At 55.7% G+C, this 17093-nt stretch carries 14 protein-coding genes; 2 read left to right on the top strand and 12 right to left on the bottom strand.

What is annotated here, in order from left to right:
* Positions 1-25 precede the first annotated feature (25 nt).
* The 8 genes from lspA to purE all read right to left on the bottom strand — a co-directional run bounded on the left by lspA (position 26) and on the right by purE (position 8957).
* Complete coding sequence (gene lspA / locus ABJV08_RS15870; RefSeq protein WP_348039918.1) at positions 26-553, bottom strand: signal peptidase II; 528 nt, start codon at positions 551-553, stop codon at positions 26-28.
* Positions 550-3519 carry an isoleucine--tRNA ligase gene (ileS, locus tag ABJV08_RS15865; RefSeq protein ID WP_348039917.1) on the bottom strand — a complete coding sequence of 990 codons (2970 nt, stop codon included), beginning with the start codon at positions 3517-3519 and terminating at the stop codon, positions 550-552. Before ileS ends, lspA begins: the two co-directional genes overlap by 4 nt.
* Before the next feature lie 219 nt (positions 3520-3738).
* Positions 3739-4722: a glycerophosphodiester phosphodiesterase family protein gene (locus ABJV08_RS15860; protein WP_348039916.1), complete on the bottom strand. Its 984-nt coding sequence runs from the start codon at positions 4720-4722 to the stop codon at positions 3739-3741.
* Positions 4719-5642 (bottom strand): bifunctional riboflavin kinase/FAD synthetase, encoded by a 924-nt coding sequence (locus tag ABJV08_RS15855; RefSeq protein WP_348039915.1) that lies wholly within the window; start codon positions 5640-5642, stop codon positions 4719-4721. Before ABJV08_RS15855 ends, ABJV08_RS15860 begins: the two co-directional genes overlap by 4 nt.
* Before the next feature lie 6 nt (positions 5643-5648).
* Positions 5649-6863 carry a dipeptidase gene (locus ABJV08_RS15850; RefSeq protein ID WP_348039914.1) on the bottom strand — a complete coding sequence of 405 codons (1215 nt, stop codon included), beginning with the start codon at positions 6861-6863 and terminating at the stop codon, positions 5649-5651.
* Position 6864: 1 nt separating this feature from the next.
* The gene (locus tag ABJV08_RS15845; RefSeq protein WP_348039913.1) at positions 6865-7353 is read right to left on the bottom strand and encodes a dihydrofolate reductase; all 489 of its coding nucleotides are present in this window, start codon (positions 7351-7353) and stop codon (positions 6865-6867) included.
* A 35-nt stretch (positions 7354-7388) separates the two neighbouring features.
* On the bottom strand, positions 7389-8459 hold the full coding sequence (locus ABJV08_RS15840; RefSeq protein ID WP_348039912.1) for a 5-(carboxyamino)imidazole ribonucleotide synthase: 1071 nt from the start codon (positions 8457-8459) through the stop codon (positions 7389-7391).
* Between the two features lie 9 nt (positions 8460-8468).
* Positions 8469-8957: a 5-(carboxyamino)imidazole ribonucleotide mutase gene (purE, locus tag ABJV08_RS15835; RefSeq protein ID WP_348039911.1), complete on the bottom strand. Its 489-nt coding sequence runs from the start codon at positions 8955-8957 to the stop codon at positions 8469-8471.
* A 300-nt stretch (positions 8958-9257) separates the two neighbouring features.
* Between purE and ABJV08_RS15830 the strand changes: the two genes are divergently transcribed.
* Entirely contained in the window at positions 9258-9761 is a 504-nt protein-coding gene (locus tag ABJV08_RS15830) for a GGDEF domain-containing protein (RefSeq protein WP_348039910.1), read from the top strand.
* 10 nt (positions 9762-9771) lie between these two features.
* Here ABJV08_RS15830 and gpmA read toward each other — a convergent pair whose 3' ends face one another.
* The 4 genes from gpmA to ABJV08_RS15810 form a co-directional block, all read right to left on the bottom strand.
* Entirely contained in the window at positions 9772-10458 is a 687-nt protein-coding gene (gene gpmA / locus ABJV08_RS15825) for a 2,3-diphosphoglycerate-dependent phosphoglycerate mutase (RefSeq protein WP_348039909.1), read from the bottom strand.
* Positions 10459-10523: 65 nt separating this feature from the next.
* Entirely contained in the window at positions 10524-11513 is a 990-nt protein-coding gene (locus ABJV08_RS15820) for a HupE/UreJ family protein (protein ID WP_348039908.1), read from the bottom strand.
* The gene (locus tag ABJV08_RS15815) at positions 11510-12334 is read right to left on the bottom strand and encodes a peptidylprolyl isomerase (RefSeq protein ID WP_348039907.1); all 825 of its coding nucleotides are present in this window, start codon (positions 12332-12334) and stop codon (positions 11510-11512) included. Before ABJV08_RS15815 ends, ABJV08_RS15820 begins: the two co-directional genes overlap by 4 nt.
* 18 nt (positions 12335-12352) lie before the next feature.
* A complete protein-coding gene (locus ABJV08_RS15810; RefSeq protein WP_348039906.1) occupies positions 12353-14257 on the bottom strand; it encodes a DUF3604 domain-containing protein in 1905 nt (634 codons plus the stop codon).
* A gap of 220 nt (positions 14258-14477) precedes the next feature.
* Here ABJV08_RS15810 and ABJV08_RS15805 point away from each other — a divergent pair, with 220 nt between their 5' ends.
* A complete protein-coding gene (locus tag ABJV08_RS15805) occupies positions 14478-17063 on the top strand; it encodes a TonB-dependent receptor (protein ID WP_348039905.1) in 2586 nt (861 codons plus the stop codon).
* The last annotated feature ends 30 nt before the right edge of the window (positions 17064-17093 follow it).

The raw sequence follows: 17093 nt of genomic DNA, 5'->3' as shown, positions 1-17093 counted from the left end.
CCTGATAGCGCGCTCCTGACACAGGTCAACTTTCGTCAAGCTGAACATCGTCATTTATCTCGTTCTTCTTTTCGCGGATTAACAGCGCGCGCGCAAGCAGGATCACGACACCGATGCTAATCGCGGCGTCGGCAAGGTTGAAAATCAGGAACGGTCGGAATTCGCCAATGTGCAAATCGGCAAAATCGGCGACATAGCCGAGCCGCGCGCGATCAATGATATTGCCCATCGCTCCGCCCAGCACCATGCCCAGCGCGAGAATGTCCCATTTCGCCTTTTCCTTGTTCATCCAGATCCAGACGGCGATGCCGATCAATCCGGTGAGCGCAACCAGTGCCCAGCGTTGAAAATCAGTGGAAGCGGTGAGAAAACCCATCGAAACCCCGTAATTTTGCGCCCAGGTCAGTTGGAAGAAGGGAATCAACTCTATCTCGCCTTTGACCGGCAATTGGAGCAAGTGCATCACAATGAATTTCGTTGCCTGGTCGAGAAAGAGAATCACGAAGGCGATAATCAATGCGGTGCGGCGATATTTTTTGATTTGGTCGGTCATGCGAGTACCTTTGCACAACGACCGCATAGCGCGCCATCCTCTTCCACTTCGGGAAGGAGACGCCAGCAGCGACCGCATTTGTGATTGTCCGTCTTGGTCACCGCGATGTCCGCGCCGTCGGTGATCCGTGCGACAATTGCCAGTTCGGCAAATTCGTCGCTGTCGATCGGAAGGTCGGTCATCGGATAGATGACTTCGGCTTCCAGACTGGACCGGATTGTTTTTTCGCGGCGCAACGGTTCGATAGCCTCGGTAACCTGTTCGCGGGCATCGCGAATCTGCTGCCATTTGCCCGCCAGATCCGCATCCGTCCAACGCGCATCAACTTCCGGCCAAAGCTTGAGATGGATCGAATCTTCTTCGTCCGGGAAGCGACCCTGCCAGATTTCTTCAGCGGTAAACACCAGCACCGGCGCGATATAGCGGGTGAGGGCGTGGAACAATATGTCCATCACCGTCCGATAGGCCATGCGCTTGGGATCGTCCGGCGCATCGCAATAGAGGCAGTCTTTGCGGATATCGAAGAAGAAGGCGCTCAGATCTTCCTGCGCAAAAGCGTTCAGCGTCCGCATATAGGGCCCGAAGGCGAAGTCATTCACATGCTGTTTCAGCTCGGCATCCACCTCGGCCAGCCGGTGCAGGATATAGCGTTCCAGTTCCGGCATATCGGCCACCGCCACGCGTTCGGCATCGGTGAAATCACCCAAGCCGCCCAACATATAGCGGAAGGTGTTGCGCAATTTCCGGTAGCTGTCGGTGACGCCTTTGATGATTTCATCACCAATGCGATGATCCTCGGTATAGTCGACACTGGCCGCCCAAAGCCGCAGGATATCGGCGCCCTGCACGTCGATGATTTTCTTCGGGTCCAGAGTGTTGCCGAGCGACTTCGACATTTTCTTGCCGTTTTTGTCGAGCGTCATGCCGTGGGTCAGAACGGCTTTATAGGGCGCATGACCACGGGAACCACAGCTTTCGAGCAGGCTGGACTGGAACCAGCCACGATGCTGATCGCTGCCTTCCAGATAGAGATCGGCGGGCGATTGGTGATCCGGCCATTTGCCGCTTTCCAACACAAAGCTGTGGGTACAGCCGCTGTCGAACCACACGTCGAGGATATCGGTGATCACTTCATAGTCATCCAGCGCGTGATCGCTGCCCAGAAACTCCTGATGATCGGCGTTGAACCAGGCATCGGCACCGCCGGTTTTAAAGGCGGCGATGATCCGGGCGTTTACCGCCGGATCGTTGAGATATTCGCCACTCTTGCGGTTCACATAAAGCGCGATGGGCACGCCCCAGGCCCGCTGGCGGCTGAGTACCCAGTCGGGGCGACCCTCGACCATGGATTCGAGACGGCGACGGCCGCGTTCGGGCACGAAGCGAACCTTGTTGCGGATTTCGTCGAGCGCGACTTCGCGCAGGCTTGGCGAAGCGCAGAGGGTTTCATCCGACAGATCAACCGCGCCGCCTTCGCTTTCCCAGCCTTTCTCCTGCGGAGTCTTGGCGGGCAAATGGGTGAGGTCTGAATCCATAGGTACAAACCATTGCGGCGTGCAGCGGTAAATAATCTTGGCTTTCGAGCGCCAGCTGTGCGGATAGCTATGCTGGAAATCATCGCTGGCGGAGAGCAAGCCACCCGCTTCGCGCAGGTCCGAACAGATAGGCCCATCGCTGCCAACAAATTTCTTGTTGATAACGCTGCCCGTTAGCGGTAGCCACGGCCAATCCTCGCGATATTGTCCGCCTGCATCGACCGCAAACACCGGATTGATGCCATTGGCTTTACACAGATCAAAATCATCCTCTCCGTGATCGGGCGACATATGGACGAGGCCCGTACCAGCGTCGGTGGTGACGAAGCTTGAGCCGTCAAGGAACGGGCGCGGCTTGGTGTAGAATTCGCTGTCCGGGAATTTGTCAGCCATCGGGTGTTTGGCGGTGGCGCCGGCTAGTTGGGAGCCTTTTATGTTGAAGAACCCACCATCATGCTCTGAATTGTCAAACAAATGGTCATCAAATTCTACAATTGGTTGATCGGAGGGCCAATCGCCAGCCGATGGTAAATTTCGAACAAGCTTCTCCACGCGACCTTTGAAAAGTTCATAGAGATCGTGCGCAATAAGAAAACGCTTTCCAGACAGCCCTGGCGCTTCAACGTGGGTGGTTATTTCATAGAGAGTATATTCAACATCCGCCCCATAAGCCAACGCCTGATTGACCGGGATCGTCCATGGCGTGGTCGTCCAGATCACCGCGCGCGCGCCCTCTAATTCGGGAGCTAACGGGCACTTATCAATCTCGAACGCCACATCAATCTGTGTCGACGTAATATCCTCATATTCGACTTCGGCCTCGGCCAGCGCGGTCTTCTCGACCGGCGACCACATCACCGGCTTGGCGCCGCGATAGAGCTGTCCGGCTTCGGCAAATTTCAGCAATTCGGTGACAATCACCGCTTCGGCGCCATAGTCCATCGTCAGATAGGGCTTGTCCCATTGCGCCAAGACGCCGAGCCGTTTGAATTCCTCGCGCTGCACATTGACCCAATTGTCCGCATATTCGCGGCATTCGGCGCGGAATTCGCTGGCCGGGACCTCGTCCTTGTTCCGTTTTTTCTTGCGATATTGCTCTTCGATCTTCCACTCGATGGGAAGCCCGTGGCAATCCCAGCCGGGTACAAAGGGCGCGTCCTTGCCCAGCAGATTCTGTGAGCGTACGACGAGATCTTTCAGCGTCTTGTTGAGGCTATGGCCGATATGGATATTGCCATTGGCATAAGGCGGGCCGTCATGGAAAATGAATTTCTCGTTGCCATCGCGGGCTTCGCGCAGCTTTTCATAGAGACCAATCTTCTGCCAGCGCTCCAAAATCGCCGGTTCCTTGTTCGCAAGGCCAGCCTTCATCGGGAAATCGGTTTTCGGCAGGAAAACCGTGTCTTTATAATCTGCTTTCGGATCGCTCATAATCGGGGGATTAGGCGAGGTTGCGAACGTGTGCAAGCATGGTTTTTCTTGACGGGAAAGGTGGTTCGACAGGCTCACCACGAACGGGCTTTGGCCTATACCACCAGTTTGCTATTTTGCCGGTCGCCCTGAGCCATTGGTCCGTTCGTCCTGAGCCCGTCGAAGGGCCAACATCGTCATGCACGATGGTCGGATAAGTTCACTACAATCGGAGCAAGGCTAGCGGATAAGCGCAGGCCCCACCATCAGGATATCCTCGACCATGACATAGCCATTGTAGCTCGTCGGAATGTCCGCCAATTGCCGACCATAGGTCAGACCACGGGTGGATTCACGATCGTTCAACGGGCCGATGATCACGATCCGCGCGCCGACCGCTTCCATCCGCGCCATCGTTCGATTGGGCCAGCCAGCAATCGCCCATTGATAATCGAGCGGCACGACAAGCGTGCTGTTCGTGCAGCTCTCCGGCGTGATTCCGAACCAGCCCATCCAGGCATAATCCTTGGAGCAGGCCTTCACCATCGGCTTGGTCCATGTCCATGCGCCGGGGAATAGCTCTGCCATCCGCTGGGTCGGCGCTTCGCCCCCGTAAAATCCGTCGCCTTCCTTGACCGGATCGCGGCCCGCCGCTTTCAATATGGCGGCCAGCTGATCGGCTTCCGCCGGGTCCTTGCTCTTGAAGTTGAACAGAAACGGTTTGTAGCTTTCAGCGGCCAACGCTTCTTCGACGGTCGGAATTTTCCCGACACCTGTGCCGCGCAGGGGATAGGTCTTGCCGCCGTCCGCGGTATAGCCATAGCCGATATCCAGCGCTCTGAGTTCAGCGAGCGTTTTGTCCCGTGTTTCGCCTTTGCCATTGGTGCGGCAATCGACGGTCCAGTCATGGAACAGCACCATCTGGCCATCTTTGGTTGGCGCGACATCGACCTCGATCATGTCGGCTTTGGCGGTGACCGCAGCCCGGATTGAATGGACGGTATTCTCGAAAATTTCTTGTTCTTCCTGTCCCGGCAACATCCGTTCTGCGGTGCAGTCGTCGCGCCCTAAACCGGTCGGGTCATAGATGTGGTGGACGCCGCGATGAGCGATCAGCTTCATGCCGTCGACCGGATCAGGGGCCCAGCGCGGGCTGTTGAGCAGCATGATGGTCACAAAGATCATCCAGAGCCCGCCAAGGCCCCACAGCAGCTTCTTCTTCATCCCAGCAGCTCGCGCGCTTTGTCACAATCTTTGGCCATCTGGTCCTTCAGCGCATCCAGATCGTCGAATTTCTCTTCGCCGCGCAGGAAATGGTGCAGCTCTACCTCGATGGTCTGGCCATAGAGATCTTCGGAAAAATCAAAGAAATAGGGCTCCAGCAATTCTTTCGGCGGATCGAACGATGGACGGATACCGATATTGGCCGCGCCGTTCAGCACCCGGCCGTCGGGCAGGCGACCTTTGACCGCATAGATTCCATATTTCGGGCGCAGATATTGGCCGATGTCGATATTGGCGGTAGGATAGCCCAGTATCCGGCCGTTTTTGTCGCCATGAATGACGTCGCCCTGAATGGCGAACGGCCGGGTGAGCAGCCGGTTGGCTTCCTCGCAATGGCCTTGTTTCAGAGCCTCGCGAATGCGGCTGGAGGATATGATATCCTCGCTATCGCCGATCGGGCTGACCGCTTCGGTGGTTAGGCCGTGCGCTCTGCCTATTTCGTGCAACAGATCGATATTGCCCGCTGCGCCTTTGCCAAAGGTAAAGTCCGCGCCGGTGACCACGCCCGCCGCGCCAAAGCGATCGACCAGCAGCTTGGTGATAAAATCTTCTGCCGTTGTTCCGGCGAGACCGCCGTCAAATGCGAAGACCAGCATCGCGCTGGCGCCGGCATCCGCGAATCTTTGTTGCCGTTGGTCCAGCGATGTCAGGCGAAACGGCGGGAGGTCGGGTTTGAAAAAACGCACCGGATGGGGATCAAAAGTCGCGACAATCGTTGGACGCCCCTGTTCCCGCGCCAGACTCAGCGCCTTGCCGGCAACGGCCTGATGGCCGAAGTGAAAGCCGTCAAAATTGCCTAGCGCGATTATCGCCCCGCGCAGGTCGCCTTCGATCCGGTCTTTTCCGTTCAGTCTTTGCATATCAAACTATTGGCTAGCTTCTGCTGATTTTTCAACTGCTTGTTGTGGAATGTCTTTCAATGGCAAAAGCCCCGCTGCAATCACCCGCATCGCATTGAGCCCCATCACTGCCCGGATTTCCGCTTCGGTAAACTCTGCGTCCATCAGCGCCTGGGTGATCTGGGCAATGCCGCTTGTGTCAAAGCGCGTGGTCACTGCACCATCAAAATCACCACCAAGAGCGACATGTTCAATGCCCACCAGATCACGGACATGCTTGGCGGCTTTGGCAACGGTTGCCGGATCTGTGTCGCACATTGCGCCGTCCCAATAGCCCAGGCCGACGATACCGCCGGTCGCTGCCACGCCTTTAATCTCGGCATCGGTCAGGTTGCGATTGACGTCACAAACTGCCTGCACGCCGCCATGGCTGGAGACCACAGGACGGCGAGCCATTTTCAAAATCTCCGCAACGGTCGTGTGACTGGAATGGGCAATGTCGACGATCATGCCCATATCTTCCATGTCGCGAATGATCGTGCGGCCAAAGTCGGTCAGGCCGCCTTTCTCTTCACCGTGCATAGATCCGGCGAGCTTATTGTCAAAGAAATGGACCAGTCCGGCCATGCGCATCCCGGCTTCGTAAAGCTTTGGCAAATTTTCGCGCTTGCCTTCCAGTGTCTGCAAGCCTTCCGCAGAAAATAAAACGCCAATCGGCTTGTCCGTCTGCGCGCGTGCGGTTTCCAGGGCCGCGAGATGACCGGCTGTGTTGACCCATAGCATTTGGCCCGTCGATTGTTTCACAGCATTGTCCAGCTTTTGCGCGTGAAAAATTTGGCGTTCGAAAAGCGAGAACCAGGTTCGCATCGGCTGCATCTGGGTGATCGAGAGTAGAGTGATATTGTCGGTGTCGGCGCTGTTGCTGTCGTAATTCTGACCGCGAGGTGTTTTGGTCACGCTGGAAAAAATCTGGAGCCCGACATTGCCCGCCTGCATGCGTTTGAGGTCGATATGTCCGCGATCTACGCTGTCGGTAATCTTGCGTTTCCAAAGCAATGTGTCGCCGTGCAGGTCGACTATCATCAGGCTGTCGTGCAGCTTCTGTGCCTCGGCGCTGATCTCCGGCAATGGCTTGCCATCGATCATATTGGTCTGTTCTTCGAACAATGCGGGTGCGAAAATCAACCAGATGGCGAGCAAAATCCCGATGATGGCCAAAAGCGTGAGCAGGATTTTCCGCATATTATTTCCTTTTCAGCGTGACGAAACTAAAGGCCGGTTGATCGTTTTTTGCATCATGATCTTCCCGCTCCGTTTCTTCCCAGACCGCGTCGTCAAAGGCCGGCATTTTGATATCACCAGTTGGGCTGATGTGCACTTCGGTCAGTTCAATCCGGTCGGCCTTGTCGAGAAAGGCTTTGTAGATTTCTGCGCCGCCGATCACTGCAATATGGGGAGAATTGGCGATCTTAAGAGCGTTTTTGAGGTTGCCCGCAATTTCGGCGCCCTCCGCTTCCCATTTTTTGTCGCGGGTCAGCACAATATGGCGACGACCGGGCAACATGCCGGGAAGGCTGTCAAACGTCTTGCGGCCCATGATCATTGGCTTGCCCATGGTCATGCGCTTGAACCGTCTCTGGTCCTCGGGCAGGCGCCATGGAATGGTATCGCCATCGCCGATCACGCCATTGTCGGCGCGGGCAAGGAAGAGAATGATTTCAGGATGGATCATGCGCGACGCCTAGCGCAGTTGCAGCAGACTGCAAATTAGAAATGCAATTTGGTGACATGGCCCATTTTCCGACCTGGCCGACTCTCGCCTTTGCCATAGAGGTGAAGGCCGTTGGTACCGTCGGACAACAGCGTCTGCCAGTCGTCGGCTTGGGACCCGATCAGGTTGTGCATCTCGACTTTTTTGGCGGCCAGCCCAGTGTCACCCAGCGGCAGTCCGCATATCGCGCGGATGTGATTTTCAAACTGGCTGGTGATCGCGCCTTCGATGGTCCAATGGCCGCTATTGTGAACCCGTGGGGCCATTTCGTTGAACACCGGTCCATCCGCTGTGGCAAAAAATTCACAAGTCAGAACGCCGACATAATGCATCGCATCGGCCATTTTTGCAGCGAGGGCACGGGCGGCATCCTGCTGCGCCAAAATTTCGGCCGGTGCCGGGGCGGTCGAGATCGCCAATATACCGTCTTCGTGCACATTATGCGGGGTATCCCAGAAACGGATCTCGCCGTCCTGACCACGCACCAATAGCACGGAAAATTCATGGTCGAAGGTCACAAAGCCCTCTGCAACACAGGGCTGGTGCGCGACGGCTTCCCAATGGGCGTCGAGCGCATCGCCCGGCTTTATGCGGGACTGGCCTTTGCCATCATAGCCCATGCGAATGGTCTTCAGGATCGCCGGTGCGCCGATCTCGGCAATCGCGCTGTCCAGGGATGCGCGATCGGTTACGGCGGCAAAGGGAGCGGTTGTGCCGCCATGATCGCGCGCGAAATTCTTTTCAGCGATCCGGTTCTGGGCAACATCCAGCGCGGCTATTGGCGGATGCAGCGGCGCGCAATTTTCAATCTGGTGCAGCGGATCGACCGGAACATTTTCAAATTCAAAAGTGACGACATCGCAGCCTTCGGCGAAGCGGGTCAGCGATTCTATATCGTCATCCTGGGCGCAGGTGAATTGCGCGGCTGTCTCGGCCGCAACGCTATCCTCATTGGGCGCATAGATGTGGCAACGATAGCCCAGTTGCGCTGCTGCCACGCCGAGCATCCGGCCAAGCTGGCCGCCGCCCAATATACCGATGGTTGATCCGGGAGCGAGTGTCTTCATATGACTTTCTTATACGGGTTGGTCGGCGACGGCTTCTGTCTGCGCCGCGCGCCATGCGTCCAGCCGCTCGGCCAGCGCAGGGTCTGAAATTGCGAGAATGGCTGCGGCCAGCAGCGCAGCATTTTTGGCGCCTGCGTCGCCAATGGCCAAAGTTCCCACCGGGATGCCCGCAGGCATTTGGGCGATCGACAATATGCTGTCGATGCCGCTCAGTGTTTTGGACTGGATCGGCACGCCGAGCACCGGAATGCGGGTCATAGCCGCGGCCATGCCGGGCAAATGGGCTGCTCCGCCAGCGCCCGCGATGATCACTTTCAGTCCGCGTTCGGCAGCCGATGTCGCATAGTCATAAAGGCGACCGGGCGTGCGGTGCGCCGACACGATTTTCTGCTCATGGGTGACGCTTAGCTTGGTCAGAATGTCGCTCGCGAGTTTCATCGTCGGCCAGTCGGACTGGCTGCCCATGATTATTCCAACGGAAGGAGGTGCTTCGACCATTATCGCCCCTGACAAATGCTACGGAAGCAATGCGGTTTAGTCATGAATTGGCACGGACGCAATGACACATATGAGAGGCAGTGCCTTTTATGGCGCTTATGCGCGGTGAAATGCTACTGTTGCAGTTTTGACGAAAGTAAAATACTGTATCGGACTCATAAGTACTAATAATATTGTTTCTTTGTTAAGTAGGCAGAAATATATGTTCGGGTGTGACGACGAATGACTGACAAAATCCGGAACTCGGCAAGCAATGACCAAGATTGCCCAAACTGCCTCAAATTAGAACAGGAAATAATTTTGCTGAAATCCTCTCTCTTAGAAATGGAGCAGCATGCCTATCATGACGCGCTGACCGGACTGTCCAACCGCCGTCTCTTCGTCGATAGCCTCAAGGACCGGGTCGCACGATGCCAGAGATATGGCGACAATAGCGCATTGTTGTTTCTTGACGTCGACAATTTGAAAACAGTCAATGATCAGCATGGTCATGCTGCCGGAGACATGTTGCTCGTACAAATGGGCAAAATATTAAAGAACCACACGCGGACCTCCGATGTGGTCGCGCGCATCGGCGGCGATGAATTTGGCGTGATGCTGGACAATCTGGATGGTGATCAGGTGATCGAAAAAATCGACTTTCTGATGCGCAAATTTGAAGCCGTAGATTGCACCTATGAAGGCATATCGCTCCCCTTCAGCGCGGCCATAGGTTTTTGCTTCGTCGGTCCCAAAGACACGGTCGAAGATCTTATGTCCCGCGCCGATGCGGCCATGTATCGGGCTAAGGAAAGCGCCGAATAGTCAATTTGGACTATCGTTCAGAGAGATAATAGCGTTCGATCTCGTTAAGCTCGTCATCGAGCTCATAGATGATCGGCTGGCCGGTCGGAATTTCCAGACTGGTGATCTCGTCATCCGCAATTTTCGAAAGATGTTTGACCAGGGCGCGCAAGCTGTTGCCATGGGCTGAAATCATCACCTTCTTGCCATTTTGCAATTCCGGAGCAATCCGGCTTTTCCAATAAGGCAACACCCGCGCGATTGTGTCTTTCAAGCTCTCTGTCGCGGGAACTTCAATCCCTTTGTAGCGCGGGTCGTTGGACATTTGATAGGCGCTATCGGAGGCCATTGGCGGCGGCGGCGTGTCAAAGCTGCGGCGCCAGATGTGGACCTGCTCATCGCCATGTTCGTCGCGCGTCTCTTGCTTGTTGAGGCCGGTCAAGCCGCCATAATGACGCTCGTTCAAGCGATAGCTTTTCTCTACCGGCAACCAAAGCCGGCCCATTTCTTCCAGCGCGAGATTGAGCGTTTTGATCGCCCGGGTTTGCAAGCTGGTGAAGCACAGATTCGGGTCGATGCCCTTTTCCTTCATCAACTGTCCGGCCGCTTTGGCTTCTTCTATGCCCTTTTCCGTGCACTCCACATCCCACCAACCGGTAAACCGGTTTTCCAGATTCCATTGCGACTGGCCATGGCGAAGCAAGATGAGTTGGGGCATGTTTTGTCCTTAAGCTTGTGTTTGAGGCTCTCTAGCCGCGATGGCGTGGGTCGCCAAGAGTGATTTCAGCTGAATATCCGGGTCATGGTATAAAAAGCGCCAAGCGAGCCGACGAGATAGAGGGCAGGGCGAGCCAGTAATTTTTGCCGATCCACCGCCAGCCGCCCGAACAGCCAGTAGCCGCCCAACATGGCTGCCACGAATAGCAACTGACCCAATTCCAGTCCCAGATTGAACAGCAACAGGGCCCAGATTTCCTGACCCTTTGGGAGGCCGATGTCGGCTAGCGCTCCGGCAAAGCCCAGGCCGTGCAGCAGACCAAAACAGGCCGCAATAATCCAGGGCTGCCGGATGGTCAGGCTGGTCTTTCCGGCCTGCTTGCGAACGGCCTCGATGGCGAGAAAGAATATGCTGAGGGCAATCAGCAGCTCGACCGGCCCGCTGGGCAGGCGAAACAGGCCAAAGGCTGTGATCGCCAAAGTGATGCTGTGACCGGCGGTGAAAGCGGTTATGACCCACAACAGCTGCCGCACTGGAGTGAGCAGCAGCAAACCGAGAACGAACAGCAGGTGATCCCAACCGAATAGCATATGTTCTCCGCCAATCCGCAAATAAGCGCTGGCGGGCGAATCATTGATTTGTGCGTTTAGCGAAAATGAAGGACTGGCTGGCCGCAAGACCCGCGTCTGTTCGCGGCCGTCAGCAAATGTCAGGCGGACAAAAACATCGGTGAGCGTCTGTTCGAGTCCCTCGATTCTGATCTCTCCGCGGTCGAGGCGGCAGGCGGTTTGCCATGTCTCGACGGTTGCCGCGCCGCTAAATTCCTGCCGGGTTTGGTCGGGGGGAGCGCATTGCGCCGGCAGAACAGGCCGCATTCTGAGCTTGCGGCCTGATAGCACTGGTTGCTTCCAGATTACCGCGACATTGCCGTCGGCTTGCTCGGTGAGTCCCAGCGCTGCGGGGCGGATTTCGTGAGCGCTGGCAGGACTCGTCAGAAACAGAGCGCCAAGCCAGAGAACGAGAATTTGCTGCAACCATGTGAGGGTGCTGCTCATTCCTTTTTCTCGATGACCACTTCGTAATTGCCGATCAGTTCGCTGACCGCTGCCCGCTTGGCTTCGGCGCGCTGTTCGTCCTTCCAGGCACCCATTATTTCAGCGCGGATGGGCGCGAATTGTGCTTGTGCGGCGCTGTCGATCGCTTCGATGCGGACCAGATGCAGACCGAAGGCGGACCCGATGGGACTGCTCCACTCATTGGCTTCAAGCTTGAAAATTGCGGTTGCAAATTCCGGTCCGAACAAGCGCGTGATTTCACGTTCCGGAACGGCTGCATAGCTGCGTTTCTGGATGAAGGGATCGCCTAGGGCCTTCCATTCTGCGCCGGCCCGTAATTGGGTCAGGGCCGCGCCGGCAGCTGCTTCGAGGCCAGACCCGTGCTTTTCGGGACTGAAATAGACGTGGGTGAAGCTGCGCATTTCGGCCGCTGCAAACCGCTCGCGGTGTTCGTTGAACCAGCGTTCCAGTTCTGCATCAGTGGGATCATCAGCCTTGGCGTCCTCGTTGACCAGAAAATCCATTTTCTGAGCGAGCCGCCGCCGGATGATCGTATCGTCGTTGCCCAATCCCAGCCGTTCGGCTTCCCGGACCAGCGCCTCTTCCTGCACATATTGTTCGATGATCTGCTTGCGATCTTCTCCGGTAGGGCGGCGTCCGGCGGTGCCAGCCCAAATTGTTTCGAGCCGATCGATCTCTGCCGTGCTGACGACAATGGTCCGGCCCAGTTCGCCCTGCCAGGCGGTCCAGAAATGGTTGATGGCAACCAGCGCCAGTCCGATCAGCACAAAATGTGTGATCGGGTCACGAAAGATTTTCACGCAATATACCCCGTCAGATCAGGCGGTTGGGACGTACCAGATGGGCGAAGACCAGGCGCGTTCCTGAATGGTTGTCTCCAACGCCGGATTGGGCGCTACGCCCGCCCGTAAGGCATCATGGGTGGACCAGCGGCACACCGGATTTTCCAGCACGCGCACATAATAAGACGCGCGTTGTTCCGCTTTATGCTCGGGATCGCGCCAGAATGTTTTCAGCTCCGGCGCGCCTTTGTCCGTCGAAATCGAACAGTCGCTTATATCCACTTTCGCGCCATTGTCAGGGCAACGGAAATTGGCATCGGGGGTTCCGCCGTCGCTGCACGCGGCATCAAAGACTTTCTCTTTGGCGACGCCGCCATCGGTCCAGACCTTGATGACCTGAACGCGTTGTAGCGGCGCGCTCATAGCGTCGCGCATCGCCCAAATGATAAAGCCGGGTGCTTTGTTGCCGACCAGGTCGCCACCCATGGATACGCCATTTTTATACGCTTTGCTGACCATCTCGGGATCGTCGAGCATTTTCTCGTCAAAACCAAAGCCGCCAAAGAAGCGCAATTTGATACGCGTTCCGGTCGTTGCATAAGTCTCCTTGCGCCGCATGGCGTCGAAAATTGCTTCGCGACTATTCTGTTCGGCCCAGACCGCGGCATAGCCCGATGCGCTCCAACGCGAGAACCAGTTGGCGGCGTTGGGATTGACCGTCACGCCTTCCCAGCTTTTCTTGCCATCGGGTGGAATCGATCCGCGCGCTTCGGGTGATCCGTCGACCACGCCAATCTTGGACCAGAAATTCTTTTCGTCAAACGAGCCGCCGACGACATGGCTGTCGCTTGATCCGATAAATCCGAAATGGAACGGATCAGCGCCGATTTCCTGGGTCAGTTTCAGTCCATTGGCGATGGCTTGCCGGACATAGTCACCGGTGGCGGTTTTCGATACGACCGGCGAACTGAGCAGCTTGTCATAAATTTCGAAATCAGCCCATTCATCATTGGGTGAAAGGGATGGGTGGGTTTCGGACGTGCCCTTGACCTGGGTGATTTCTACAATCGGTTCGTTGCGGATCCGTTGCTCGGCATAGGCCTTGGTCAATGGTTGACCGTTATAGGTTTCCATCTTGAACATCTCGCCATCGGAGACATTGCTATTGTGCGGGATAGACATGACATCATTGCCCGCTTCGCGCTGATCATCCATCCAGGACCAGAGGTCTTCCGGATTGGTTGAGTCGACCGTGGCGAACGGCATGTCCGGAGCGGACCCGCGGAATATGACGTTGCGATGCAGATTGCCGCCAGCAAAGCCGCCTTCTTTGCCCCGGGAAACACGAACGGCGGTATATTCATAGCCAGCAAAAGCTGTGAACTTGCCCGGCTTGTTATATTTCTCGGCGGAATCGACAATCTGTTTCCAGACATTGCCGACAATGGCGGGATCATAGACGCCGTCCATTTTCTTGCCGTCGCGAACCGCGCCGCCAATCAGCTGAAACGCTGCGACAATCTTTTCCGGATCGGTGCTGAACATTTGTTTGGCCATGTCCAGCTTCGATAGTTCCGTGCCTTCTGTGTTCATCGCCTCGAGATGACCGAGATAGGCGGCGTGATCGGTAACCGCCATAAAGTCGAGCGGCGGTCCTTCCAGTTTCAAGTCATAGCCGAGCGGATGTTTGACGGTACCACCCATGCCGAATTCATAGGCGTCATCCGGCGTGGTGCGGACATTGAAGATATAAGCGTCAAAGCTATTCTTGGTGTGGATATGGAGGTCGCCAAAATAGACATTGCGGTCCGGATTGGCTTCTTCTCCGGCGGTTTCACCCGGGGCGAGCGCGACGTCGGTTTCCGCGCTTCCTCCTGATTCGGCAGAACAGCCGGTGATCAACGCGCCGATTGCGGCGACTGCGACAAATTTATGTGTCATTTAAGCATCCCTCCTGAAGCATGAGCGCCGATTTCCGTATTTTTCGATTCAAACGATTGTCACATATTTGCAACGACCGTGCTGGAATCGGCTTGTCTCTGCCCTCTTCACTTGATTTAATGACGCAATTAAACGACTGACGCAAGCATCGCTGTCGTAATAACAAGCCACACCCCAGGAAAATGGCGGAGACGACGGTTAGCTTAACGGGAGAACATGTATGAGAACGATCAATAAATTCCTCATGGCGGCATTGTGTACCACTGCCATGACCACGCCAGCCTTCGCGCAGGACGCAGCGCAAGAAGCTGAAGCACTAGACGACAACATCATCATCGTGACGGCAACCCGCCGCGCAGCAGATGTTCAAGACATTCCTATTGCCGTGACCGCAGTCAGCCCCGTTCAGCTTGAACAGCAGGGCGTTGTGAACGTGCAAAATATCGGTAGCGTTTCCCCCAGCTTTTCGACCTCCAATGCGCAAACCGCATCGGGCACGGTTGTTCTGCGTATCCGCGGTGTCGGTACGACATCCAACAATATTGGTTTTGAATCAGCCGTCGGTATCTTCGTGGATGGTGCTTACCAGTCCCGTCCCGGCGTTGCGCTTGGCGAATTTGTTGACGTAGAACGCGTCGAAATTCTTCGTGGTCCTCAGGGCACTTTGTTCGGACGGAATACGTCGGCGGGTGCATTGAACATCACCAACAAACGTCCTGACCTGAATGAATTCGGCGGTTTCGTGAACGCAACCTATGGCAATTTTGACCATATGAGCATTCAAGGTGCGGTAAACGCTCCGCTTATCGAAGACACTTTGGCCCTGCGCGTAACCGGTGCTTATCGGAAGCGTGATGGCTATGTGAACACGATCAACAGCGCCGGAGCGAGCAATGGTGAATCCAACAATACCGACCAATATCTTGTTCGTGGTCAGTTGGGCTTTGAAACCGAAAGCGGCATCAGCGGTCGTCTGATTGCAGATTATTCCAAAAGCACGGCTAGCTGCTGTGCGGCTGTAGAATTGTTGCAGTCTGGCATCGAAACCGCAGGCATTTTTAACCTTATCGGTCTGGGTCCTCGTGGCGGCATGGCTGCTCCGGCGGTAGCGGTAAACCCGTTTGACACCACAACGATGCAGCAAGTGCTCGACAATCGCGTCGGAACACAGAGCTTCCAGTCGGCCAACAGCAATGACCAATGGGGTATCACCGGAGAGGTCGAGATCCCGTTGGGCGACAGCGCCGACCTGATCTATATCGGTTCATATCGCGAATTCCGTGCTGCTGAAGCCTATGATTCGGACTTTTCCGGTCTGGATATTTTCAACGTCGTTCCTGACTTCGGCGCTGGTGGCGGTACCGCTATTAACACCATGACCCACGAATTGCGGATCCAGGGTGATGCGTTTGACGGTGCGCTGGATTGGCTCGTTGGCGGTTATTACTCTGACGAAGATATCAGCCAGACAGCAAATTTTGCACTCGGAGCAGATTATGATCGTCTGGTTGGCGCCTTGTTGGCAGCCGGCACAGGTGGTGCAACTCTGAACCCACTCAGTGGTATCTTTGTTGGCGCGACGCCGCTTCAGACCCTGACGGGTGTTGATCCGGCCACGGTCAGAACAGCCAATGCCTACACGCAAAGCAGCAAAAGCTGGTCGATCTTCACGCATAATACGCTGGAAGTTACCGATGGCCTGAAATTCACGGTCGGTCTGCGTTATTCCGATGAAAGCAAGGACGGCTCATACTCGCAACCCGGCATCAACAATAATCTCTGCCCAGCTACGCTCGGTCAGATTTTTGCTGGCAACGTTCCAGGACCGTTGGTCAATAATATCTTCGGATTGGGTTGTTTTGCCTTCACCGCACCTGCGATTGGATCAAATGCTAACCCATTCCCATTGCCGCGGCCTTTCAACACCAACTTCAGCGATGAAGAGCTGATTTACACCGGTAAGGTAAGCTATGAATTCGCTTCCCCGATCACGGTATATGCCAGCTTCACGCACGGCTATAAATCAGGTGGTTTCAACCTTGATTCAACAGCAGCAGCAGGCGGCGCGGATCCACGCTTCCTTTCTGAAGAAGTTGATGCTTATGAAGTCGGCTTCAAGGGCAAGTTCCTTGATAATGCGGTCACATTGAACGTTGCTGGTTTCCATGAAAAGTTCACCAACTTCCAGGTGCTCGAATTCACGGGAGCCCAGTTCACCACGTTCAACGTGCCATTGGCAAAATCAACGGGTGTTGAAATCGAAACGGTTATCCGTCCGAGCCAGAACTTCACAATCAATGGTGGCCTGACATATACCAATGCACGCTATCCTGACAATTGTGCAGGTACGCAGACATCGGCCAACGTTCTGAGCCTGTGCGGCAATTCGCTGACCAACGCTCCGAAATGGGTCGGTATCATGGGCGCAACCTATGATCGCGATATCGGAACCAACATGAAGTTCTTCCTGAACGGACAGCTTCGTATGGAAAGCGATCGCCGGACCTCGACGCAAGCGATTGTCGTTCCAAGTGCGGCAGCCATTGCTGGAGCAGGCAGCGTACAGGCAGCCGTTGATGTTGCGGCGCTGAACCCGTTCGACGTGCAAGACGGCAACATCAAGATCAACATGCGGGCTGGTATCGCTGATATCGACGATGCATGGGGTGTTGAAGCGTGGGTCACCAACCTGACCAACCAAGTCACACGCGGTGTTACGTTCAACACCGTGCTGCGTTCCGGTTCACGGTCGGCATTTGTGCAAGAACCGCGCATGTATGGCCTGACCCTTCGCGGCAAGTTCTAGAAGTCGATAAAATCTGGCGGCCTTTGGTCG

The organism is Parasphingorhabdus sp., from assembly GCF_039982395.1.
Taxonomy (GTDB): domain Bacteria; phylum Pseudomonadota; class Alphaproteobacteria; order Sphingomonadales; family Sphingomonadaceae; genus Parasphingorhabdus.
The sequence above is the reverse complement of the archived record's forward strand: the minus strand, read 5'-3'. Positions and strand labels throughout refer to the sequence as shown.